Source organism: Pseudomonadales bacterium, assembly GCA_041395945.1.
Lineage (GTDB): Bacteria > Pseudomonadota > Gammaproteobacteria > Pseudomonadales > Azotimanducaceae > SZUA-309.
This window is the reverse complement of the sequence record JAWKZN010000001.1, coordinates 3,301,461-3,322,699: the sequence shown is the minus strand read 5'-3', so window position 1 is coordinate 3,322,699 and position 21,239 is coordinate 3,301,461. Positions and strand designations below refer to the sequence as shown.

Genomic DNA, 21,239 nt, shown 5'->3' with positions numbered 1-21,239 from the left:
GGGGGAGGCGATCGGCCATGGGAGCCAGGGGGAACCTGTCACCAGATCCTGTCCGATGCGGGCGCCGTGTCGTCTGGCGCTGTGTCGGCTGGTTTGACAGCGCGACCGACATTCTGCAGTTCCCGGACTGAGAATGCCGGGTCGGAGAATTTCCGTCGCGCTGCTGTTGTGGCTGTCTGTGCCGCAGGCTGTTGCGGTGGGTTCGATCGGCGGTGGTGATGAAGCTCTGCTTGAGCTGCACAAATCGGCGGGGCCGGTAATTGCTGATTCTGATGGCACCTACCGCGCGGAGTTTGAGATTCTCCTGCGGAACTCAGGCACCACCAAGCTCTACGAACTGCAGGTCCTGGATGCAATAGCTCAGCAGATTGCACCGGCGCGGGTGGTCCGGATTGAGGCGCTGTCGGTGACCGGCGATCTGAAGACACTCAATCCTGCCTACAATGGAGATGATCAGTCAGCGCTGCTCGATGGTGGGGAGTGGCTCAAGCCTGGCACCGGGGCGGTCATCCACTTCACCCTCGTTTTTGATCCCCAGGGCGCACCGGGCCCGTTCCACAATGTGGCGAGTGCTCATGCGGTCGATGCGCAGGGCCGCCCCGTTGTCGGCCAGTGCGCCGGGCGCGACCCTGCTGGCTGCGGAACCACGCTGATCGAATTGCCCGCCTCGGCCGTCCCGCCCAGGATAGGTCTGGCGAAGAGCGCAGCCGAGTCTGTGCTCCTGCCCTCGGGTGAATTCCTCACCACACTGAGCTTCGTCCTCGCCAACCTCGGTAAGCGCGAAGTTGGAGATCTTGCCCTGATTGACGATCTGCGAGAGACCTTTGCGCAGGCCCGGGATTTCCGGGTGGTGGACGGTTCAATCACAGGTTCGGCTGTCGCTGTGAACCCGGACTACAACGGCCGGGATCGCTCGAATCTGCTCGCGCCAGGCAATCGGCTCCAGCCGGGGGCCACCGCGACTCTGTCATTTGGCGTCGCCTTTGACCCGGGGCCGGCGGATCCGCCCTTTTATAACCGGGCCCTGCTGAGCGGTGCAGATCCGCAGACAGGTACCAGGATCGAGGAATGGTCTCATGCGGGCTGGGACCCCGAGTCCCCCGGGAGTACACCTACGCCGATCCAGTTCGATCCAGCTCTGCGCGACGCTGCCGCCCTCGGGGTCAGTAAGCTGGTGGAATCTCTTGCGGTGTCCGCAAACGGTTACGAAACAGCTTTCCTCATCCGGGTGAGAAACCTCGGTCCGGTGCGCATAGACAGTGTGCAGGTGGAGGACGATCTGGGGCTGGCGTTTCCGGACCCCGCCCGGGTTTCGGTGATCTCTGGCCCAATTGTTACGGGCGCCTTGGGCAAAGTGAACGCTAACTTTGGTCCCGGTCAATCCGCCCTGCTCAGTGGCACCGAATTCCTCGAACCGGGTGAAACAGCTGACATCCGCTTCGCTGTGCACCTGGTACTCAATGGTGCCGCTGGTCCCTTTACCAATCAGGCCATCGCTTCCGGACTGGATCCGCTGGGAAATCCGGTGGTCGATGCCAGCAATGCAGGCTCGGATCCGGATCCGGACGGCGACGGTGATCCGGGCGGCGAGGGTGAAGATGACGCCACCCCGATAGATCTGCCTGCCGGAATCAGCGGATCGGTGTATCGGGATCATAACCACAATCGGATCCGGGATGACGGGGACAGCCCGGCTGAGCGCTGGACGGTCATTGTCAGCGACGGGCTCGACGGGCAGCTCGCGCGGGTTGTGGTCGATCCACTGGGCAGATTCGAAGTCCCGGAACTTCCGCCGGGCGACTATCTGCTCACCTTTTATAACCCGGACAATGGCGTTGCCTGGGGGCAGACGTCGGTCGAAGTCGAGGCGGGGGCGCGGCCGCGAGTCGAAGCACTTGTGGATGCCCAGGGCGTCGTCTACGAAAGCGGGCGCCGGATACCGCTGCCGGGGGTGGTGTTGTCACTCGGCCTCACGGCAGGGGGTGAGCTTCCGGCCGCCTGTCTGCTGCCGGGACAGCAGAATCAGACCGTCGACTCGGCGGGCGCCTACAGGTTCGATGTTCGTTTCGGTGCCGACGGAGGCTGTCCGGTCAGCACGACAGGGTTTCAGCTGAGGATCCTGGAGGCACCAGGGGGATTCATCGCTGCGGCATCCCGCGATCTCCCGCCCGAGACCGAAACCCTGATTCTGGTTGAATGCGCACCTGCCGCCGTAGTGCCCTGTCTGGTGCAGCCGCAGTCCGGGCCACCCGCCGTGAGCGCGGACAGCAGCTACTACCTGAACCTGCAGTGGGGGCCGGGGGATGCGGGCACGGCCAATAACCATATTCCGATCGATCGCCTGGCCCTGAGCGCGCCCGGTGGCGAAATTCTGGTGGAACACAGCGTCGACCGTACCCGCGCCACGATTGGTGACGTTCTGGGCTACCGCGTCGATGTCCAGAACCTCTCCGACGTGCCGCTGAACGGGGTCACCACGCTGATCAATCCACCGGCAGGGCTGCCGTCCATCGATGGGTCGCTGGTACTGGTGCGGGCGGGGCCGGATCACGAACTGGAGACCGCCGACGACCTCGCGACACGGCTGCCCATGGCGGATCCGCGGGATTTCGAAGCCGTCATTGGCCCGCTGGCGGCCCGGGAGAGGGTGGTTGTCCGTTATGCCGCACGGGTGAGTCCAGGTGTTACGCCCGGTGTGAAAGTGAGTAAGGCCGATGGCCTGGTGGAAAACGGGGTGGGAGACAGCGCGAGCGTCTCGGTACGTATCGAGGCGGATCCGATGCTGCAGAAGACCACCATCATCGGCAAGGTGTTTCATGATCTGGACGGCGATGGCCTTCAGGGTGCTGGTGAACGGGGCATTGCCGGTGTGCGACTGGCAACCCTCGAAGGCCTGCTGGTGGAGACAGACGCCCAGGGCCGCTACCACATCGCGGATGTGGACACCGGCCGGGCGGACCGGGGTGCCAATTTCATGATCAAGCTCGATGCCCTTTCCCTGCCCGAAGGACTGGATGCGCGCCGGGTATTGCGCCAGGTGGTGAGACTGACCCCCGGGCTCATGACCCGTATCAATTTTCCGCTGAGGACAGCCGCTCAACCCGACGAACCCTCGCTCGAAGAATCACCACAGGTGAGAACGGACAGGCTGCGCGCTGAGGCGAGAACGGACGGGTTGCGTGGTGAACCCAGACTCGACGTGCTCGCTCTGCCGGGATCGCTGCCAGCCAGCGAGCAGGGGGTGCAGAGCGCCGAATTTGCCGTATACAGCAACTACGGGCTGTTCATTTCGGGATACCAGCTCGCCCTTTTCGATCTGACCGATCCAGGGTTTCCACGCCCGATCGGGCCACCCGAGCTGTTGTTCCTCAGGCCGGTCGATGGCCGGACCGATCTGCAGACGGCCACAGTGGATGTGCCCGTGGGAGCGGACATCCGGCGCATCGGTTACCGGCTGATTGCACTGGGAAGCTGCGAATCGGATGACAATCTGCCGACCGGGGACATGCTGCGTCTGCTCGAAGACGGGGCATTCGATCCCGCAGCCGTCCGGCAGGCACGGAGCAGCCCCCGCCCTCCCGGTATGGGTGTGCGCTGGGTGTTCGATCGGACCGCAATGCGGCTGCTCGACGTTCGCAGAGATAAAGAGCCCGTGCTGAATGCACGATCGCCCTGGGAGATCTTCGGACACAGCAATCTGGAGATCCAGACGATTCCCGTCCGCGGCTACCAGACCATTCAACGGCGCCGGCCGGATACAGAAGACATCGTGGTGGATGTGGAGCCGGTTCCTGTCCCGGAGCTGCTGCGAGTCGGCGGTGAGGCCGGAGATCTGCAGGCCAGCTATGCGCTCATCGACCAGCAGGGTACCCGCAGCGACAGACGTCCGCTGCCGCGCGATGCTGAAACCTGGGCTGTGTTCGATCACGAAGGTCTCGACACAGCACAGGGCGGCATCGTGGAGTTCGATCCCCAGCGCGCTGTCGGCAGCATCAGGAAGGAACTCCGGTTCGAAGATGCGGCGGGTGCCCGCGGCCTGCACAGGACAGTCATGGAGTGCGGCTGTACTCTGATGGCCGCAGACACGATCATCGACCGGCAAAATCAGACTCTGAGCCTGCGCCTCACCAACTTCAGTGAACTGAGTCAGACGCCCACGCTGGTATTCGACGGTGAGGATGCGGCATCCGGACGGACCCTGCAGCCCATGGGCCTGCACATGTCCCAGGAGATTTTCCTTGGCAGGTTCGATCCCGCCGGTTACGCATCGAGCCCCGTGTGGCGTGATCTGCGGGTGCGTTTCCCCACCGCAACACCCGCCGGGTACGTGCCGGAATTTCAACTCGAGCGAACGAATACCTTCGAGCCGAAGATCCGCGCGAGCTGCGATGGCGTAGGCGCCTGGCCGGATACGACCAGGCAGGAAAACCTGCTCGCGGCGATGGTGGTCGGCGGCCGGGATGAGCCACAGGCTCCTCCACCAGACGCGCTGTTCGCGATGGGACTCGTCAATCTGACAGTCGGTGTCAACGATGTCTCAGGAATCCTCGAAGCGCTGGACGCAGACGATCATTACGATGAGAGCGTGTTCGTCGATGGTCGGATTGCCGGCTACCTGCGCGGTAAAATCCGCGGCCGCTACCTGGTGACGGCCCAGATCGACAGCACCGAGGATGAACTGAAAAATCTCGGTGATAATCTGCAGCGCAAGGATCCCGAGCGCATATTCCGGCAGCTCGACCCGGATCGCTATTACCCCGTTTACGGCGATGACTCGACGACCACTGCGGACGTTGAGAGTCAGGGCGCCATGTATTTGCGGGTGGACTGGGATGCGTCGAGCGGGTTGTGGGGAAACTACAACACCGGTTTCACGGATACGGAATTCGCTCAGTACAACCGCTCCCTCTATGGTGCGAAGCTCGACTACAGCAGTACTCAGACCAACCAGTATGGTGAGCACCGGCAGAGCCTCAAGCTGTTTGCTTCCGAAGCCCAGACCCGGTCCGCTCAGGCATCTTTCCGGGCGACCGGCGGATCCCTCTACTACCTGCCCCACCGGGACATTGTGCAGGGTTCGGAGAAACTCTGGATTGAAGTGCGCGCCAGAGACAGCGAGCGGGTACTCGATACCGAGATACTGTTGCCCGGTCGAGACTATGAAATCGACGATCTGCAGGGGCGGATCCTGCTGTCACGACCTCTGTCGAGCGTGGTGCGCGAGCGCAGCAACAGCATCGTGCGGTCGGCTCCACTGGAGGGAGATCGGGTCTTTCTTCTGGCCGACTATGAGCATGTGCCCGATGATTTCGCAGCGGACGATCTCTCATCGGGCATCCGGGGGCGCTGGGCGTCAGATACCCTGGCCCTGGGTCTGACCCGGGTGGACGATCAGCGTGACGGTCGTGACTACACCCTCACCGGTACCGATGCACACTGGCGATTCAGTGAACGCAGCTTCATCAGAGGTGAGTATGCCCGCAGCGAGGCCAGGCAGAATGACGTCAACAGCCTGTCCTTCGATGGTGGACTGACCTTCACAGACGCCCTGCTGCCGGAGGCGTCCGATGACCTGTCAGGCACTGCCTGGGGCCTCGAGGCGCACATCGACCTGGCAGATCTGCCGCTGTCGGGAGCGGGGGGTGACAGCTCCGGCGCGGCTCAGGAAGGTGCACTCGGTCTCTGGCACAAGAAGCGGGATGAAGGTTTTTCTTCCGGCCGTCTCGGTGAAAGTGGTGAAGTGGTCGATTCCGGTATGTCCCTGGATGTCGCCGTCTCCGAGGTTCAGACGCTCAGTACCAGTCTGAGCAGGGTGGAGCGGGAACTCGGTCCGGATGAGTCCGTGGTGCGGGCTCAGACCGACCTGCGACTGGGTTGTGACAGCCCGGCGGGCTGTGTTGATCTGGGTCTGGAGGCGCGTTACGAATCCTTCGAACCCGGCAGCCCCGACGACCTTCTGACACAGGGCGATGCGCTGCTCGTCGGTGCGCGGCTCGGCAAGGCGCTGGGCGAGGAAACAGCCGTCTATGGATCTGCCCAGACGGCCGCTCACAGCTCCAGTGATTATGAAGACAACGACCGTTTCAGCCTCGGTGTGAACCGGACCTTGAGTGAGCATGTCGGCATCAGCCTGGAGGCGAGTGACGGAGACCGCGGCGAGGCGCTCATCGCCGGTGTGGACTATGTGCGTGAAGACGGCACGGCGCTCAATCTCACCGGCGGGGTGGGTTCCGGTGCCATGACCCAGTTCGGCACCCGCTATGCGCTGGCGGAGGGTAATGAGCTCTATGGCACCTATACCGTGGATCCGGATCGCACAGACGGTGCGCGTAATCTGCTGACCCTGGGCCAGCGCCGGCAGATGGACGACTCCGTGGGGGTGTTCACGGAGACGACCTTCGGGCGTGATGACGGCTATGCGGACAGCGCACACGTCTTTGGGCTCGACTATCAGGCAGATCAGAACTGGCTGATCAGTTCACGGTTGCAGGCCAGTGATCTGAGGCGGGAAGGTGTGGACGTGGAACGTCAGGTAGTGAGCGTGGGCGCCAGTTACCAGGTGGATGGCACGCGCATTGCTACCCGCATCGAAGCCCGCAGGGACCGGAACAGTGGCCTGGACACATGGCAGTACCTGACATCCAGCCTCTTCGGGTTGAAGAGCGAAGCGGGTGACCAACGCTGGATCGGCAAGCTCAATCTGGCATGGACCGATAACGATGGGGCGGGCATGGACAACGGGCGTTTCGTGGAATTCGATCTCGGCTATGCGCTGCGCCCGGTCGATCACGACCGGATCAATCTGCTCGCGAAATACTCCTATCTCTACGATCTCGGCAGCAACGGCCAGCTGGGACCGAACGGTCGTGCGGGGAATCAGCTCGAGGAACGCAGTCATGTGGTGTCTGCTGAGGTCCTCTACGATCTGAGCGAAAGCGCATTGCAGGCCGATGGTGTCGAGGTGGGGACCAGGATTGCGGGAAAGTTCGGCGAGCAGCGGGTCTTCGAAGGCGGTGACTGGTACGACACGCGCCTGGCATTTGCCGCCGTCAGGGCCCGCTATCGGCTGGTCGGAGCAGAAGAAGAAATCGACGATGGCCATTGGGAAGCACTTACCGAGTATCGGCTGATGAAAGACTTCGAGGATGACAGCCTGCGTCATGGTGCGCTGCTGGGCGTCTACTATGTGAAGCCCGTCGCCGTACGGAATGAACATGTGCAGATGAGGGTGGGCGTGGGCTACAACTTCACGGATTTCGACAGTGATCTGCGGCGGGACGGTTACCGCAGTGGCGGCTGGTTCATCGACGTGTCAGCGGCGTACTGACCACAACAGCGGGTGTGATTCGACAATCGGATCGATTCGCAGAATCGCACTTGAAGAGGGGGAGAGGGATGAAAGTACTGCATTTTTCCGCGGAGCCGGTCGGTGAGCCGGATCTGGCGCTGTCCGCTGAGCTGAGAGGCATCGCCGATGCGCTCCTGCCCGGTCGTGCACGCAAGGACACATCGCTCGATGTGGTGCCGCAGACCAGACCGAGTGACGTTGTCTGCTATCTCGAGACCATGCAGCCGGACATCGTACAGTTCAGCTCTCACGGTACCAGGGTAGGCCTCGAACTCTGCGATGCCTATTTCGACCCGGTCACATTCAGTCCTAAGGAGCTGCGCGATGCGCTCGAGGGTCGCCATGTGCGATTGCTGATACTCAACTGCTGCTCCTCCTGGCACATTGCGGAATGGGTGCTGGGGAGAAAGATCCCGGCGAGGGGAAAACGGGACGATGGCGAAGTTCCGGAAGAAATGCGCCTGATCACCGGCCCGGAGCCACTGACCGCCGTTGTTGATGTGGTGGTGTTCACGGAGCGGAAACTGCCGGAAGACAGGGCGCATATTTTTTCCGAAACCTTTTATCGGAGCCTGCAGGCGGGGATGAGGATTGGAGATGCCTTTGCGATGGCGCAGCGGGAACTCGGTTCCGGCTATTCCGATCTCTACGGTTGTGAGGCGAAGGAGGAGGCTGGCAAGGCCTTGTCTCTGCTCACGAATCCGGCAGAGACCGGTAGCGACGTGCCGTCCGCCCAGCGGCGGTCTCTGACAGGCTCTGGTCGCTTCGAAGAAGAGCGCATAGGTGCGCGATTGCTTGCGCGGGAAAACGGCTTGAAGCTCGGTCTCTGGGTGATCGTCGCGATTGCGGTGAGTTGCGTCGCAAGGGGGGGCTGGGATACCGGTATCCTGAGCTGGCTGACGGCGACATTCGGCTGGGTGAAGTTGGAGCCCTGGTTGCTCTTCACTTTCTTCGCAGCACCACCGGCGCTCTACCTCGCTGAATACCTGTGGCTTAAACGTGCGCTGACAGACGCCGAGCGGGCCGCCTTCTGGCTTGCGCTCAGTCCGCCTCCATCCGAAGACACGACCACGATAGCCGATCGAATCGAGGCCATGGTCGCCGAACTCGACAGCGCCAGAGACGCGCTGGGAGGAGGGCGAAAAAATGACTGATCGGCTGAATGAGTCGTTGCCGGTGCGCAGGGAGGATCGCCTTCAGCAGGGTCAGCCGATCAAGACTCTGCATGCGTATGCGCTTGTCCGTCTAGCCCGCAGTGAACCGAAGATCATCGGCTCTGCCAGACGGGCGCGGATTCGCGATATCGCAATCGGTACTTTGCAGGCGGTTACGCTGCTCGGGGCGGTGCTGATTCCTGTGCTGAGGCCGGACCCTCCGGAGAACAGCGAGGATTCTCTCCCCACGGAACCGCAGCCGATCACTCTGGTGGTCAGCCCGCCTCCGGTATCCACCGCACAGAGCCCGGCTGAAGTGAATCTGGATCTCAATGTCGCAGCCGACAGTGGCACCGGGAGCAGGAACCAGTTCCAGGTGGTCGGTCTCCAGCCGGTGTATGTGAAAAAAGAGAACGTACTGGTCGCGGGTGTGGCCATGCCGCAGGACTACTGGTATCGCACGGAACTGGCTGTGGGAGACGTGTTCTGGGCGTTGCCGGACGGACAGTTTTTCTTCGAGATGATGGGCTTTCAGGGTTGCGCGACATCGAGCACCGGCTGCAGCATGACCCTTAATTTTGCCTTCAATTCGGGAAGCCTCAGCGCGAGGGAAACCGGCAGACTCACATTCGGGCCTTCAGGTGTGGCAGCGGTCGCTGAGCAGGATAATTCTGCTGTCAGTTGTGGACTCGATTCAGTTGAGGTTTATCCGATCAGCAGAACGCCCTATCAGCCGACCTTTTGTCTGTTTAATGGGCTCAAAGTATCGCTGCGACAACCCGAGCCGGACTTCAGAGCTGTTAACAGCGCTGGCAATGCAGCCCTCGAGGTCAAGTGGTGCAGGCCCGCCGGCACGGCCGGTTGTCCGTTGCCTGCGGAGAACTGATCAGTGTTTCCAGTCGCGGAGTCAGATCGTGAACGGCTTTTCCTTCTTCAGCGGAGATCGGTCAGGGTAAATGTTGGGATTCTGCCATTCGGGCATGTACTCCCGGATGGCTTTGTGCAGATCGGCGTAAGTGCCTTCGAAGCCGCCGTCCTGCCACAGATCCATCAGCGCGAAGGTGAAATTGCCGTGCCCGATTTCCGAATCCTCGCCTGACTCTTCGTGGTCCTGGCAACCAGAGAGCAGCAGCAGATCGGCCTCGATCTTTTCGGGGTCGCGTTGCAGGCTGTCGTAGAAAGCTCTGTTCTTTGTGTAGGTGGCGTCCGCGGAGGTCCGTGATACCGATCGCTTCTTGAAGCCCTGCGGATGCGGCACAATATCGGCGCTGCCTCTTGCGGCTGTGCCACTGTGGCAGGAGTCAGACAGAATGCAGATGCGCACCCCTTTTTTGAACCTGCTCCAGAGCTGGCCGCGTTCATCATCCACCTGCTGTGCATCGTAGAGGCACCAGGTCTCATCTTTACGATCGAGTTTCGCGCCTCTGCGCTTTTCCCGGCTTTCATCACGGTTGATATCCGGTACAGAGCTGCCATGGCCCGCATAGGTGATCAGAAAGATATCGCCGGATTCGAGTTCGGCTGCTGCGCGTTCGATAGCTTCTGTAACACGCCCACGGGTGGCCTGTTTCGACAGCAGCAGCTGTGTTTCGAATCCCTGCTTTTCGGCAAGTGCCTGCATGGAAATCGCATCCGCTTCGCAGAAGCTGAGATCTTCGATGCCCACATAGTGATTGCCGTCCACGATATTTACGCCGATGTGCAGTGAGATGCCTCGTGCCATCCGTCGTCTCCCCCAAAGACTGTGCGGGTAAGACTAGGCCGACCGCGCTGCTGGAGGCAAGTCGCGGGGAGATCTATGTTACAGGCGCGCGGAGGGTGAGGTGCGATGTCTGGCGCGAGCGGTGTGCGGAAAGTGATGAGCTCAGGGTGTGGCTGCAGCCCGTGCGTCGGTCCAGCCGGCGAGATAGCTTGTGCGTCCCGGAGTGATACCGTGCAGGGTGCAGCCGTTGTGATAGTCGAGGAATCGGCCAGTGCTTGCTCCCGCGGCGGCATCCGCGTAGCCGCGCTGGTACCAGTTCTGACCGGCGCATTGTTCAACGGGTACCGCGGCGCAGCCGCTCACCGCCGGAATGGCGCAGCAGATGAGCAGCGTTTGAGGGAAGGCACGCAGGGACACAGGGAAATCGTCCTGGAGGATTCCCTGCAGACTAGAATGCCCGGCGTCCCTGATCTGAGACAGCAGTCACGAACCGGCGACTGACAGATCAGGCAACCCATTATTGAACCCGGCGCCTGCGTGGCGCCGGGATCTACTGGTCGGTGTTCAGGCGGCTGCGGAAGTGTCCGGTGCGGGCGTGTCCTGCACCAGCTTATGTGCAGATTCCTGCGCCGTCTCAGTGTCCGAAGACACTGCACGGATCTGGATCTTCCTCGGTTTGAGCTCTTCGGGGATCTGACGGGCCAGGTCGACATGCAGCAATCCGTCTTCAAAGCGCGCTCCGCAGACCTGCACATGTTCGGCGAGCTGGAATGCACGCTCGAATGACGGGGTGTCGATACCGCGATAGAGCAGCTGATTGTCTTCCATATCAGCAGGGACACCGGCGACCCGCAGTACCGAGCCGCGGACTTCGATCGAAAGATCCTGCCGGCGGTAGCCGGGCACGGCGATGCTGATTCGATAGTTATCATCGCCCGTTCTCAGCAGGTTGTACGCCGGGTAGCCGCCGGCGAGCACGCGCAGAGCGGGCTCCGCTGAATCGAACGGACGGGAAAATCCGGGGGTGGACCGGAACAGGGGAGACAGTTCAAGTGTAGCCATCACAAAGTTCCTCCATTGTTTGACTGCTGAAAGTGCCGCTGGCGCCGGACTCGCCGGCTGCCAGCAACCCGGTGACTGCCGGGTCAGCGGTCAATCTGGAGGCGCCTGGAAGATTTTCAAGAATTGCCCCTTAAAAATTTCCGGCCGGGCGGTTGCGGGACACCCGTCAGCCGGCGGAAGGCTGATATTCCTCTTCGTAGTCGGCCAGCGCAGCTTCTATAACCTTCAGGGCATGGGCTCTGGAGTAGGCGTGTCCGACAGACACCGTGTGGTCTTCTCCGGGCAATGTCTTATAGGTGGTGAAGTAGTGGCGCAGTCGCGAGACCATCTGTTCAGGAAGGTCCTTGATGTCCCGGACATTTTTCCAGATCTCATCCTTGGCCAGCACCGCGATGATCTTGTCGTCGGCCTCGCCGCCATCGAGCATCGGCAGTCCACCCACCACCCTGGCGGTGAGAATGACCTCTGCGCGGGCAATGGGCCGTTCGCTGATCACACAGATGTCGAGTGGATCGCCGTCTCCGCAGTTCGCCTCCGGCATCAGGGCCCGGACCCGCTCTCCGCAGTAGGTGCGCGGCACGAAGCCGTACAGCGTTGGTGGCAGGGATGAGGTTTTGTTGGGTCGATCCACCCGCAGATAGCCGGTGGCCTTGTCGACTTCGTATTTCACGAGGTCAAAGGGAGTGATTTCGATGAATGCATCGATACGTCCCTGGCCATCCGAGCCGGACTCCAGGCCGTGCCAGGGGTGCGGGCGCCATTTGATGAAATCGGTCATGGGGTCTCCTTTCGGGGGGCGAAAGATACTCCCCACCTCCCCCTTAAGGCCAGTCCGTCTGGCCTGTGGTAGGCTCCCGGCCTTTGCAATTTTCAGGCTGTGACATGGCAAAAACCGTGGTAGATCTCACCGGGTTACCGACCATCGACCGACCGGGGCGCATCGAAATTCTCAAGTCCAAGTGGTACCCGGACGTCGTCGACAATCTGGCAGTTACCTGTGAGCGGGTGCTCAGGGAAAGAGGCTTCGCTGAGGTGACAGCGCACACGCTGCCTGGTTCGCTGGAGCTGCCCCTGGCCGCTGCCGATCTGCTGGCGACCGACAGCGGTAAAGAGATCGACGCCATCATCTGCTTCGGTGTCATTCTCAAAGGTGAGACGCTGCATTTCGAGATGATCACCAGTGAGTGCATGCGGGGCCTGGCCCAGGTGATGCTGCAGTACAGACGGCCGGTGATCGTCGAGGTGCTGCCGGTGCTCGACATCGAACATGCCCGGGCGCGGGCCGCCGACGATGAGTTCAATAAGGGCTATGAAGCTGCGGCAGCTGCGATCGAGATGATCGCCTGGCGGCGGGGGATCGGTGCCTGAAGCGTCTCAGCCATGCTTCATCAGGCGATCCTTCTGCCGTTCCCAGTCCCGGTCCCGGTCGGTGGCGCGTTTGTCGTGCAGCTTCTTTCCTTTGCCGAGCGCTACTTCGCATTTCACCCGGCTGCCTTTCCAGTACATGGCCGTGACCACACAGGCGTAGCCTTTCTGCTGAGTCGCCACAAACAGCCGCGCCAGTTCCTTTTCATGCAGCAGCAGTTTCCGGGTCCGCTGGGGGTCGGCGATGACGTGGGTTGATGCGCTGACCAGAGGGGAGATATTGGCGCCGATCAGCCAGGCCTCGCCGTTGCGCAACAGCACATAGCTGTCGGTGAGCTGGACCTTACCCGCCCGGATCGCCTTCACTTCCCACCCCTGAAGCACCAGTCCCGCCTCGAAGCGCTCCTCCAGTGCATAGTCGTGACGTGCGCGTTTGTTCAGCGCGATGGTGGTCGATGGTTTCTTGCCGCCGGTTTTTTTCATGGCGCGATTATAGGCCCTGTGGATCGATTGCAGGCACCGTGGCCTTGTGAAAGGCGGTCGAGTGCCGGATAAGCCGAAGCCGGTGACTTGAGCACGCGCAGGCCCTGCGCCAGAATGCCGGGCCAGCGGCCACCCGTTCAGTCACCACTCAGAGGTTCCACGGATGTCAGAGAGCACCGAATCGAAGCATGGCATGTGGTCGAATCGCTGGCTGTTTGTGCTGGCCGCTGCCGGTTCCGCCGTCGGTCTCGGCAACATCTGGAAATTTCCCTATATTGCGGGTGAAAACGGCGGCGGTGCCTTCGTTCTGCTCTATCTGCTGTGTGTAGGCTTTGTCGGTATTCCGATCATGATGGCCGAGGTGCTGATCGGCCGGGAAGGCCGCCAGAGTCCCATCAACACCATGCGAGCGCTCATCAAGCAGCATCACCGTAATCCGGCCTGGGTTCTGATCGGCTGGTCGGGTGTGATCGCCGGTTTTCTGATCCTCTCCTACTACGTGGTCATCGCCGGCTGGTCGCTCTTCTACATCTGGCAGATGGCCAGCGGAGCGCTCCACGGAGCGACTGCCTCGACTGCAGACCAGATATTCAGTGACTTCCTGGCAGATCCCTGGCAGCTGATCTTCTGGCAGACCCTGTTCATGGTGGCCACGGTATTCATCATTGCCCGGGGTGTGATCAGCGGTATCGAAACCGCGATCCGCTGGTTCATGCCCGCGCTGTTTGTGCTGCTGCTGGTGTTGCTCGGATACGCAGTTACCTCGGATGGCTGGGCCCAGGGCTGGGAATTCATGTTCCGTTTCGATTTCGACGCCCTGTCTACGGATTCCGTCCTGATTGCCATGGGTCAGGCTTTCTTTACTCTGAGCCTGGGCATGGGGGCGATCATGGCCTATGGCGCGTACCTGCCGAGCGGTACCTCCATCGGTTTTTCTGTGACCACCATTGCACTGCTGGACACGCTGGTGGCGGTCGCGGCGGGGCTGGCAATATTTCCCATTGTTTTTGCCAACGGTCTCGAACCCGGCCAGGGGCCTGGGCTGATGTTTGTCACCGTCCCCCTCGCCTTCGGCAATATGCCGTTGGGTGCCCTGTTCGGCACGGCGTTTTTTGTGCTCGTCAGTTTTGCTGCGATTACGTCCGCGATTTCGATCAGTGAGCCGGCACTCGCTTACCTGGTCGAGGAATACAACGCGAAGCGCGCCCGGGTAGCCATCTCGCTGGGTGTCATCAGCTGGGTGCTGGGTATCGGTACCGTACTGTCATTCAATCACTGGGCCGAGGTGCACATTGTCGGCACGCTGACCTTCTTCGATTTTGTCGACTTCGTATCCCAGAACGTGATGCTGCCGCTGGGCGGCATGTTCATCGCTCTGTTTGCAGCCTGGGGGCTGCCAAAAACCGTGATCGGCGCCCAGTTGCGGATTCACAGTGGCTTCATGGCTGTGGTCTGGAAGCTGCTGTGCGGTGTGGTCGCACCTGCGGCCGTGCTGACCGTATTCCTGGCAACGGTGTTCGGCTGAGGGTATGCACATCGAGGTGATCTACGCCCTGGCCGATCACCAGCATCTGGTGCATGTGGAGCTTCCGGTCGGAGCGACCGTTGCTGAAGCACTGGCAGCCGTCTCGCGGATGGCGCCTTTTTCCGGGCTCGATCTCCAGGGCGACAACATTGGCGTGTTCGGCCGCAGGGTGAGCCATTCGACAGCTCTGCAGCCGGGTGATCGGGTGGAGATTTATCGCCCGCTGCTGAACGATCCGAGGCAGGCACGTCTGCAGCGGGCTAGCCGGCAGCGGCCTCAGGCTCGCTGACGGCTTCCGCCGGTCCGCTCTCGCCGGTATCCGGGGCCGCTGCGGGAGTGGGAACGGCAATGAACCGGCTCGGTACCACATCGCCTGTCATGTACGTGAGGGCGTCTTCAATGAAGAACAGGCTGAGTCTCTGGGCCTGATTCAGTACTCCGGGGATCTCGATGGTGTAGATGAAATCCCAGCGATCGTCGTTGAACGCACTGCGAAACACCGGCTCACCCATGATGAAGGCGACCTGGGTGCGGCTCATGCCGGGTCGCAGCTGATCGACCATGTCCTGAGTGATGACGTTGCCCTGCTGCACGGTCTGTTTATAGACCCGCGGCATCCGCAGCTTCGGCACACTGCAGGCATTGAGCAGCAGGGCGACAACGATGAGTGTGGGGACGAGCAGGCGCATGGGCGCGGATGATACTGAGGATGCTGTGACTAATGAAGCGCGCATCCGCGTGAAACGCACCACCGCATGAAACGGACATCCACCCGCAGCAGGCTGCGGTGGTGTACGCCAGCGGTCAGTGCCGGGAGCGCCCTCCCCCGGCGCGTTCAGGTCGCCAGGGGTACGGCGTCTGCGGCTTCAGCCAGCAGTGTGCGGGCGTAGTCCCTTGATTTGTCGGTGATTCCCGAGCCGGCGAGCATACGGGCGAGCTCGTCGACCCTGTGATCGTGATCGAGCTGCTGGATGCGGGTGTCCTGCTCGCTGCCCTTGTGGACCCGCAAGTGGTGCTGACCCAGCGCGGCAACCTGAGGCGCGTGGGTGACACAGATCACCTGGGTGTGACCGGCCAGCGCGCGCAGCAGTCGTCCGACCACATCCGCGGTAGTACCGCCCACCCCCACGTCCGCTTCATCGAGGATCAGGCTCGGCAGCTGGCTGCTGCGGGCGGCCACGATCTGAATCGCCAGACTGATGCGTGACCGCTCACCACCCGATGCGATGCGGGCGAGGGAGGCAGGGGGGTATTTGGGGTTGGTGATGCAGTAGAACTCCACACCTTCGAGCCCGTGCTCCGATTCTCGGTCTTCGAAGTTCAGGACCAGAGCGCCACCCTGGATACCCAGAGTGTTCATGCATTCGCTCACTCCACTGGCGAATCTGTCGGCCGCAGCCCGCCGCTGTCTGCTGATCCGGGCCGCCCGCTTGCGGTATTCGGCCTCCTGGACGGCTGCTGCTGCGGCCAGCTCGGCCAGCGTCGAGCGGTCGGTCGACAGACCATCCAGTTCCGCCTGGAGTTGCGCCATCAGTTCGGGCAGCCGCTCCGGCTCCACACGGTGCTTGCGGGCCAGGGTATGCAGGGCGGCCAGGCGTTCCTCCATGAATTCCAGCGCTTTCGGATCGCCATCGAGGGTGTCTTCGTAGTCGCGCAGCTCCCGCAGGACGTCTGAGCTCAGGTCGACGATGGCGGAGAGGGCGTCCCGGGCGGCGTTGAGCGCCGGATGATCGTCGTCTATGCGTTCGAGCTGCCGCAGGGCATGGCCGAAAACGGTGGATTCATCGATCTCGGACTGGGTGCGGCTGACGATGTCCTTGAGATGCTGGGCCTGGGTCAGGCGTTTGTGGCTGCTTTCTATCTGTTCGAACTCCCCTGCCCTGGGGTTCTCCTGACTCAGCTCTTCGAGCTGGTAGCTCAGCAGGGATGCGCGATCTTCCTGGCTGCTGACCGATTGCTGCAGCGCGTCGAGTCGGGCAAGCGCCGACTTCCAGGCCCGGAAAGCATCGCGGCAGGCACTGAGGTCGCCGCTGTCTACGCCGAAGTCGTCGAGCAGTGATAGCTGGGTTTCCGGCTCGGCAAGACGCTGGTTTTCATGCTGACCGTGCACATCGATGAGATTGCCGGTGAGTTCGCGCAGTACCTGGAGTGTGACCGGGCTGCCATTGAGAAAGGCCCGGGAGCGGCCGTCCTCGCTGACTACCCGGCGTACCAGCGCACGGTTGGGCTGATCCGGGTCATCGAGTTCGAGTGCCTGCAGGCCTTCGCGAAGGCTGCTGATGGCGGACAGATCGAATTCAGCGTTTACTTCAGCCCGGGAAGTGCCGGGGCGAATCATGTCCGTGCTGGCACGCTCACCCAGGACCAGGCCCAGCGCGCCGAGGAGAATGGACTTGCCAGCTCCGGATTCACCGGTCACCACCGTCAGTCCCGGACCGAAGTGGATCTCCAGGGCGTCCACCAGGGCGAAATTTCGAACACTGAGTGTTTTCAGCATGGGTTGACTGGAATCGGCCGTTTGTCCGTAAAATCAATCAATGGTAACGGATAGGCGGCCTCGGATCGTAGTCCAACCTGCTGCCGGACGTGCGGGCATACGCGCGCAGGCTTGCGCAGCGTGCAGCGGTCCGGCGCATAGACAGGGCAGAGTAACAGATGGTAGATGCGGTTAACGATCGCGCGCAGACGCTGTTCAAAATGCTGGTGGAGTGCTATCTGGCCGACGGCGTGCCGGTGCCCTCCAAGCGGCTCGCCTCCCACCCTGGCGTGAAAGTCAGTTCGGCGACGATCCGCAACATCATGAGCGAGCTGGAATCCCGTGGCCTTGTACGTTCGCCCCACACCTCCGCCGGGAAGATTCCGACCAATCAGGGGTTGCGGTTTTTTGTCGATTCCCTGCTCAGGGTGGAGCCGCTCGATGAAGAGAAGGTCCAGCATCTGGAGCATCAGCTCAGCCCCGATCTGTCCCCGGATGAGCTGATCACCAAGGCATCGAGTCTGCTCTCCCGGATCACCCAGATGACCTGTCTGATCTCGCTGCCGCGCCGGGATCATGTGGCGCTGCGCCTGGTGGAGTTTCTGCCCCTGTCCGGCGACCGGGTGCTGGTGATCCTGGTGCTCAACGACCGGGAAGTGCAGAACCGGGTGATCCACACTGAGCGGGAGTACTCGGAAGTGGAGCTGACCCAGGCGGCCAACTTCATCAACCGCGAATTTGGCGGATTGTCACTGATGAGCATCCGTGCCGCGCTGCTGGCCAGCATGCAGGACGACAAGGATCGGATGGACACCATGATGCAATCGGCGCTGGACATGGCATCCCAGGTGTTCGTCGGAACCGGGGAAGGGGAAAATGAGCGTCGGGTCGTGGTCTCCGGAGAAGATCGTCTGCTGCGGACGAGTCTGGACGACAGTGTGATCCTCAGTCTCTTCGACGCTTTCTCCCGGAAGGGCAGCATTCTCCACCTGCTCGATCGCGCGCTGGACAGTGACGGCATTCAGCTGTTCATCGGCGAAGAGTCCGGTTATGAGCTCTTCGATGATGTCAGCGTGGTGACCGCGCCCTACGAAGTCGGTGGCCGTTTCGCCGGTGTTCTGGGCGTGGTCGGTCCGACTCGAATGGCCTATCAGGACGTGATTCCCGTGGTCGATGTGACCGCCCGGGTGCTTGGCGCCGCGATCAGCCAGTCCTGAACTCACCTTCTGGTGGCCCCGGTTGCTTGAATTCCTTCCCGGCGCCCCCATCCTAGCCCGCTGAACTGCAAGGAGTTAAGGGCTGCTCATGGCCGACCAACCTACCGGCGCCGACGCCGAACCCAATCTGACCGACCCGGCTGCTGATCCGACAGCGCAAGGGACTGAGTCCGGTCCCGATGCGTCTCCCGTCCAGGATGCGCCTCTGGACCCCGAGGCGCTTGCCGCGCACCTGGCCGAGATGGAAGCACAGCTCGCCGAGGCGCGGGATCAGGCGTTGCGCTGGCAGGCAGAATCCGAAAACAGCCGCCGCCGCGCCGCCCGTGAAGTCGAGAATGCCCACAAGTTCGCTCTGGAGAAGTTCACTGGCGAGCTGCTGCCGGTACTCGACAGCCTTGAAAAGGCCGTCGATGTCGCGCGCTCGGCGAGTGATGCGACCGAGGGTGCCGCAGCGGAGGGTGCAGCAGCCATAGCGGAAGGGGTGGAACTGTCTCTCAAGCTGTTTCGTGCGGTGCTGGAGAAGTCCGGGGTGACCCTGATCGATCCCCTCGGCGAACCCTTTGATCCCCAGGTGCATGAGGCCATGGCGATGGTGGAAAACCCCGACGTCGAGCCGAATACCGTGATTGATGTGATGGCCAGGGGCTATTCACTGAACGGCCGGCTGGTCCGGGCCGCCATGGTGATTGTCAGTAAAAACACCGGCTGAGGGTCGCCGCGGGCGGTTTCCAGCCGGAACAACGCCGGAAGAATTGAGTAAAAACCCGTATCGGACCTTGAACTGGCGGCCTTACGCCCAAATATTGCGGATCAACGGACGATTGAACGCGTCTTTTTATAGTCGGGCTCCGGATGGATGAGCCTCAGGCGCATAGCTTAACTGGAGATTGAAAATCATGGGTAAAGTCATCGGCATAGACCTCGGCACCACCAATTCCTGTGTGGCCGTGCTGGAAGGCAAGGATGCCAAGGTCATAGAGAATTCAGAGGGTGATCGCACCACCCCGTCCATCGTCGCCTACACGGAAGACGGTGAAATCCTGGTGGGGCAGAGCGCCAAGCGTCAGGCCGTGACCAATCCCAGCAATACGCTGTTTGCGGTGAAGCGTCTCATCGGCCGCAAGTTCAACGACGCCGTGGTCCAGAAAGACATCAAGATGGTGCCTTACAAGATCGTCCAGGCGAAAAACGGTGATGCCTGGATCGATGTGAAGAGCGAACAGCTTGCTCCCCCGCAGATTTCGGCCGAAGTGCTGAAAAAGATGAAAAAGACCGCGGAGGAGTATCTGGGCGAAACCGTCACAGAAGCCGTGATCACGGTGCCCGCTTACTTTGACGATTCTCAGCGTCAGGCAACCAAGGATGCCGGACGTATCGCGGGCCTCGAGGTGAAGCGGATCATCAACGAGCCGACCGCGGCGGCCCTGGCATATGGTCTGGACAAGAAGCGCGGCGACAGCAAGATCGTGGTCTATGACCTCGGTGGTGGCACCTTCGACGTCTCTATCATCGAGATAGCCGAAATCGATGGCGAGCATCAGTTCGAAGTGCTTTCCACCAATGGCGACACCTTCCTCGGTGGCGAAGACTTCGACCTGCGCGTGATCGACTACCTGGCGGATGAATTCAAGAAGGCCAACGGGGTGGATCTGCACAGCGATCCGCTGGCGCTGCAGAGACTGAAGGAAGCGGCCGAGAAAGCCAAGATCGAGCTGTCCAACAGCCAGCAGACCGAAATCAATCTGCCCTATATCACCGCAGACAAGTCCGGCCCCAAACATCTGGTGATGAAGCTCACCCGAGCCAAGCTCGAGTCTCTGGTAGAGGATCTGGTCGAGCGCACCATGGGGCCATGCAAGACGGCGCTGTCCGATGCCGGCATGTCGGTGTCGGATCTCAATGAAGTCATCCTTGTCGGTGGCCAGACCCGGATGCCGCTGGTGCAGGCCAAGGTGAAGGAGTTCTTCGGCAAGGAACCTCGCAAGGACGTCAACCCGGACGAGGCAGTGGCGGTAGGCGCAGCCATCCAGGCCGCGGTGCTGTCCGGTGAAGTCAAGGACGTGCTGCTGCTCGATGTCACCCCCCTGTCCCTGGGCATCGAGACCCTCGGTGGTGTGATGAGCGTGCTGATCGAGAAAAACACCACCATTCCCACCAAGAAACAGCAGGTGTTTTCCACCGCGGATGACAATCAGACCGCGGTGACCATTCATGTGCTGCAGGGTGAACGCAAGCAGGCAGCACAGAACAAGTCGCTGGGACGATTCGATCTCGCAGACATCCCGCCGGCACCCCGGGGCATGCCTCAGGTCGAGGTGAGTTTCGATCTCGATGCCAACGGTATCCTGAACGTATCCGCCAAGGACAAAGCGACCGGCAAAAAACAGTCTATTGTGATCAAAGCCTCCTCCGGACTTTCCGATGAGGAGATCGATCAGATGGTTCGGGATGCCGAGGCGCACTCCGAGGAAGACGCCCGCTTCGAAGAGATGGTGGGCCTGCGCAATCAGGCGGATGGCCTGATTCATGCGGCGCGTAAAACCGTGAAAGATGCGGGCGACCAGGCGAGCGAGGAAGAAAAATCGGCCATCGAGTCTGCGGCCAGTGCTCTGGAGGAGTCGATCAAGGGATCGGACAAGGCAGATATCGAGGCCAAGATACAGGCGCTGTCCGAAGCCTCGGCGTCGCTGGCCCAGAAGATGTACGCTGCCCAGGCAGAGCAGGCAGGCGCGGACGGTGCCGGTGATGCAGGAACAGACAGTAATCCGGACGACAATACCGTGGATGCGGAGTTCGAAGAGGTCAAGGACGACGATAAGAAGAACTAATGAATCAGCGGGTCGATGCAGGGGGTGCGCGTGCGCATCCCCTGTCTGCTATCCGAAGATAAGAGAATTCAGAATAACG

At 61.5% G+C, this 21,239-nt stretch carries 16 protein-coding genes; 9 read left to right on the top strand and 7 right to left on the bottom strand.

Annotated elements, in window-relative coordinates; all coding sequences use genetic code 11:
- Positions 1-133: 133 nt before the first annotated feature.
- The 3 genes from R3E82_15270 (at position 134) to R3E82_15260 (ending at position 9,388) form a co-directional block, all read left to right on the top strand.
- On the top strand, positions 134-7,327 hold the full coding sequence (locus tag R3E82_15270; GenBank protein ID MEZ5552244.1) for a hypothetical protein: 7,194 nt from the start codon (positions 134-136) through the stop codon (positions 7,325-7,327).
- Positions 7,328-7,395: 68 nt separating this feature from the next.
- Positions 7,396-8,502: a hypothetical protein gene (locus tag R3E82_15265; GenBank protein ID MEZ5552243.1), complete on the top strand. Its 1,107-nt coding sequence runs from the start codon at positions 7,396-7,398 to the stop codon at positions 8,500-8,502.
- The gene (locus R3E82_15260; protein MEZ5552242.1) at positions 8,495-9,388 is read left to right on the top strand and encodes a hypothetical protein; all 894 of its coding nucleotides are present in this window, start codon (positions 8,495-8,497) and stop codon (positions 9,386-9,388) included. The genes R3E82_15265 and R3E82_15260 overlap by 8 nt, the downstream gene beginning before the upstream one ends.
- A 21-nt stretch (positions 9,389-9,409) precedes the next feature.
- On the opposite strand, the gene R3E82_15255 is transcribed toward R3E82_15260, so the two are convergent.
- From R3E82_15255 to R3E82_15240, 4 genes are all read right to left on the bottom strand, one after another.
- Complete coding sequence (locus R3E82_15255; GenBank protein MEZ5552241.1) at positions 9,410-10,225, bottom strand: caspase family protein; 816 nt, start codon at positions 10,223-10,225, stop codon at positions 9,410-9,412.
- Positions 10,226-10,366: 141 nt separating this feature from the next.
- The gene (locus R3E82_15250; GenBank protein ID MEZ5552240.1) at positions 10,367-10,621 is read right to left on the bottom strand and encodes a DUF2799 domain-containing protein; all 255 of its coding nucleotides are present in this window, start codon (positions 10,619-10,621) and stop codon (positions 10,367-10,369) included.
- A 147-nt stretch (positions 10,622-10,768) separates the two neighbouring features.
- Positions 10,769-11,266, bottom strand: coding sequence for an Hsp20 family protein (locus R3E82_15245; GenBank protein ID MEZ5552239.1), 498 nt, complete (start codon positions 11,264-11,266; stop codon positions 10,769-10,771).
- Between the two features lie 166 nt (positions 11,267-11,432).
- On the bottom strand, positions 11,433-12,044 hold the full coding sequence (locus tag R3E82_15240) for an inorganic pyrophosphatase (protein MEZ5552238.1): 612 nt from the start codon (positions 12,042-12,044) through the stop codon (positions 11,433-11,435).
- A 104-nt stretch (positions 12,045-12,148) separates the two neighbouring features.
- Here R3E82_15240 and ribH point away from each other — a divergent pair, with 104 nt between their 5' ends.
- A complete protein-coding gene (gene ribH / locus R3E82_15235; GenBank protein MEZ5552237.1) occupies positions 12,149-12,634 on the top strand; it encodes a 6,7-dimethyl-8-ribityllumazine synthase in 486 nt (161 codons plus the stop codon).
- A 6-nt stretch (positions 12,635-12,640) separates the two neighbouring features.
- Here ribH and smpB read toward each other — a convergent pair whose 3' ends face one another.
- The gene (gene smpB, locus R3E82_15230) at positions 12,641-13,114 is read right to left on the bottom strand and encodes an SsrA-binding protein SmpB (GenBank protein ID MEZ5552236.1); all 474 of its coding nucleotides are present in this window, start codon (positions 13,112-13,114) and stop codon (positions 12,641-12,643) included.
- A gap of 163 nt (positions 13,115-13,277) precedes the next feature.
- Between smpB and R3E82_15225 the strand changes: the two genes are divergently transcribed.
- Positions 13,278-14,639, top strand: coding sequence for a sodium-dependent transporter (locus R3E82_15225; protein MEZ5552235.1), 1,362 nt, complete (start codon positions 13,278-13,280; stop codon positions 14,637-14,639).
- A 4-nt stretch (positions 14,640-14,643) separates the two neighbouring features.
- The gene (locus tag R3E82_15220) at positions 14,644-14,928 is read left to right on the top strand and encodes an RnfH family protein (GenBank protein ID MEZ5552234.1); all 285 of its coding nucleotides are present in this window, start codon (positions 14,644-14,646) and stop codon (positions 14,926-14,928) included.
- Here the strand turns inward: R3E82_15220 and R3E82_15215 are convergent.
- The gene (locus R3E82_15215) at positions 14,900-15,328 is read right to left on the bottom strand and encodes an outer membrane protein assembly factor BamE (protein MEZ5552233.1); all 429 of its coding nucleotides are present in this window, start codon (positions 15,326-15,328) and stop codon (positions 14,900-14,902) included. The two genes, R3E82_15220 and R3E82_15215, sit on opposite strands and share 29 nt — an antisense overlap.
- Positions 15,329-15,474: 146 nt before the next feature.
- Entirely contained in the window at positions 15,475-17,136 is a 1,662-nt protein-coding gene (recN, locus tag R3E82_15210; GenBank protein MEZ5552232.1) for a DNA repair protein RecN, read from the bottom strand.
- A 158-nt stretch (positions 17,137-17,294) separates the two neighbouring features.
- On the opposite strand from recN, the gene hrcA reads away from it, so the two are divergent.
- The 3 genes from hrcA to dnaK all read left to right on the top strand — a co-directional run bounded on the left by hrcA (position 17,295) and on the right by dnaK (position 21,160).
- The gene (gene hrcA, locus R3E82_15205) at positions 17,295-18,332 is read left to right on the top strand and encodes a heat-inducible transcriptional repressor HrcA (GenBank protein ID MEZ5552231.1); all 1,038 of its coding nucleotides are present in this window, start codon (positions 17,295-17,297) and stop codon (positions 18,330-18,332) included.
- Positions 18,333-18,420: 88 nt separating this feature from the next.
- Positions 18,421-19,041: a nucleotide exchange factor GrpE gene (gene grpE / locus R3E82_15200; GenBank protein ID MEZ5552230.1), complete on the top strand. Its 621-nt coding sequence runs from the start codon at positions 18,421-18,423 to the stop codon at positions 19,039-19,041.
- Positions 19,042-19,228: 187 nt separating this feature from the next.
- Positions 19,229-21,160 (top strand): molecular chaperone DnaK, encoded by a 1,932-nt coding sequence (dnaK, locus tag R3E82_15195; GenBank protein MEZ5552229.1) that lies wholly within the window; start codon positions 19,229-19,231, stop codon positions 21,158-21,160.
- The last annotated feature ends 79 nt before the right edge of the window (positions 21,161-21,239 follow it).

Coding starts and splice junctions, on each gene's coding strand:
- recN (MEZ5552232.1), bottom strand. CDS start 17,136: ATGCTGAAAACACTCAGTGTTCGAAATTTCGCCCTGGTGGACGCCCTG.
- R3E82_15270 (MEZ5552244.1), top strand. CDS start 134: ATGCCGGGTCGGAGAATTTCCGTCGCGCTGCTGTTGTGGCTGTCTGTG.
- smpB (MEZ5552236.1), bottom strand. CDS start 13,114: ATGAAAAAAACCGGCGGCAAGAAACCATCGACCACCATCGCGCTGAAC.
- ribH (MEZ5552237.1), top strand. CDS start 12,149: ATGGCAAAAACCGTGGTAGATCTCACCGGGTTACCGACCATCGACCGA.
- grpE (MEZ5552230.1), top strand. CDS start 18,421: ATGGCCGACCAACCTACCGGCGCCGACGCCGAACCCAATCTGACCGAC.
- R3E82_15265 (MEZ5552243.1), top strand. CDS start 7,396: ATGAAAGTACTGCATTTTTCCGCGGAGCCGGTCGGTGAGCCGGATCTG.
- R3E82_15240 (MEZ5552238.1), bottom strand. CDS start 12,044: ATGACCGATTTCATCAAATGGCGCCCGCACCCCTGGCACGGCCTGGAG.
- R3E82_15255 (MEZ5552241.1), bottom strand. CDS start 10,225: ATGGCACGAGGCATCTCACTGCACATCGGCGTAAATATCGTGGACGGC.
- dnaK (MEZ5552229.1), top strand. CDS start 19,229: ATGGGTAAAGTCATCGGCATAGACCTCGGCACCACCAATTCCTGTGTG.
- hrcA (MEZ5552231.1), top strand. CDS start 17,295: ATGGTAGATGCGGTTAACGATCGCGCGCAGACGCTGTTCAAAATGCTG.
- R3E82_15260 (MEZ5552242.1), top strand. CDS start 8,495: ATGACTGATCGGCTGAATGAGTCGTTGCCGGTGCGCAGGGAGGATCGC.
- R3E82_15215 (MEZ5552233.1), bottom strand. CDS start 15,328: ATGCGCCTGCTCGTCCCCACACTCATCGTTGTCGCCCTGCTGCTCAAT.
- R3E82_15220 (MEZ5552234.1), top strand. CDS start 14,644: ATGCACATCGAGGTGATCTACGCCCTGGCCGATCACCAGCATCTGGTG.
- R3E82_15245 (MEZ5552239.1), bottom strand. CDS start 11,266: ATGGCTACACTTGAACTGTCTCCCCTGTTCCGGTCCACCCCCGGATTT.
- R3E82_15225 (MEZ5552235.1), top strand. CDS start 13,278: ATGTCAGAGAGCACCGAATCGAAGCATGGCATGTGGTCGAATCGCTGG.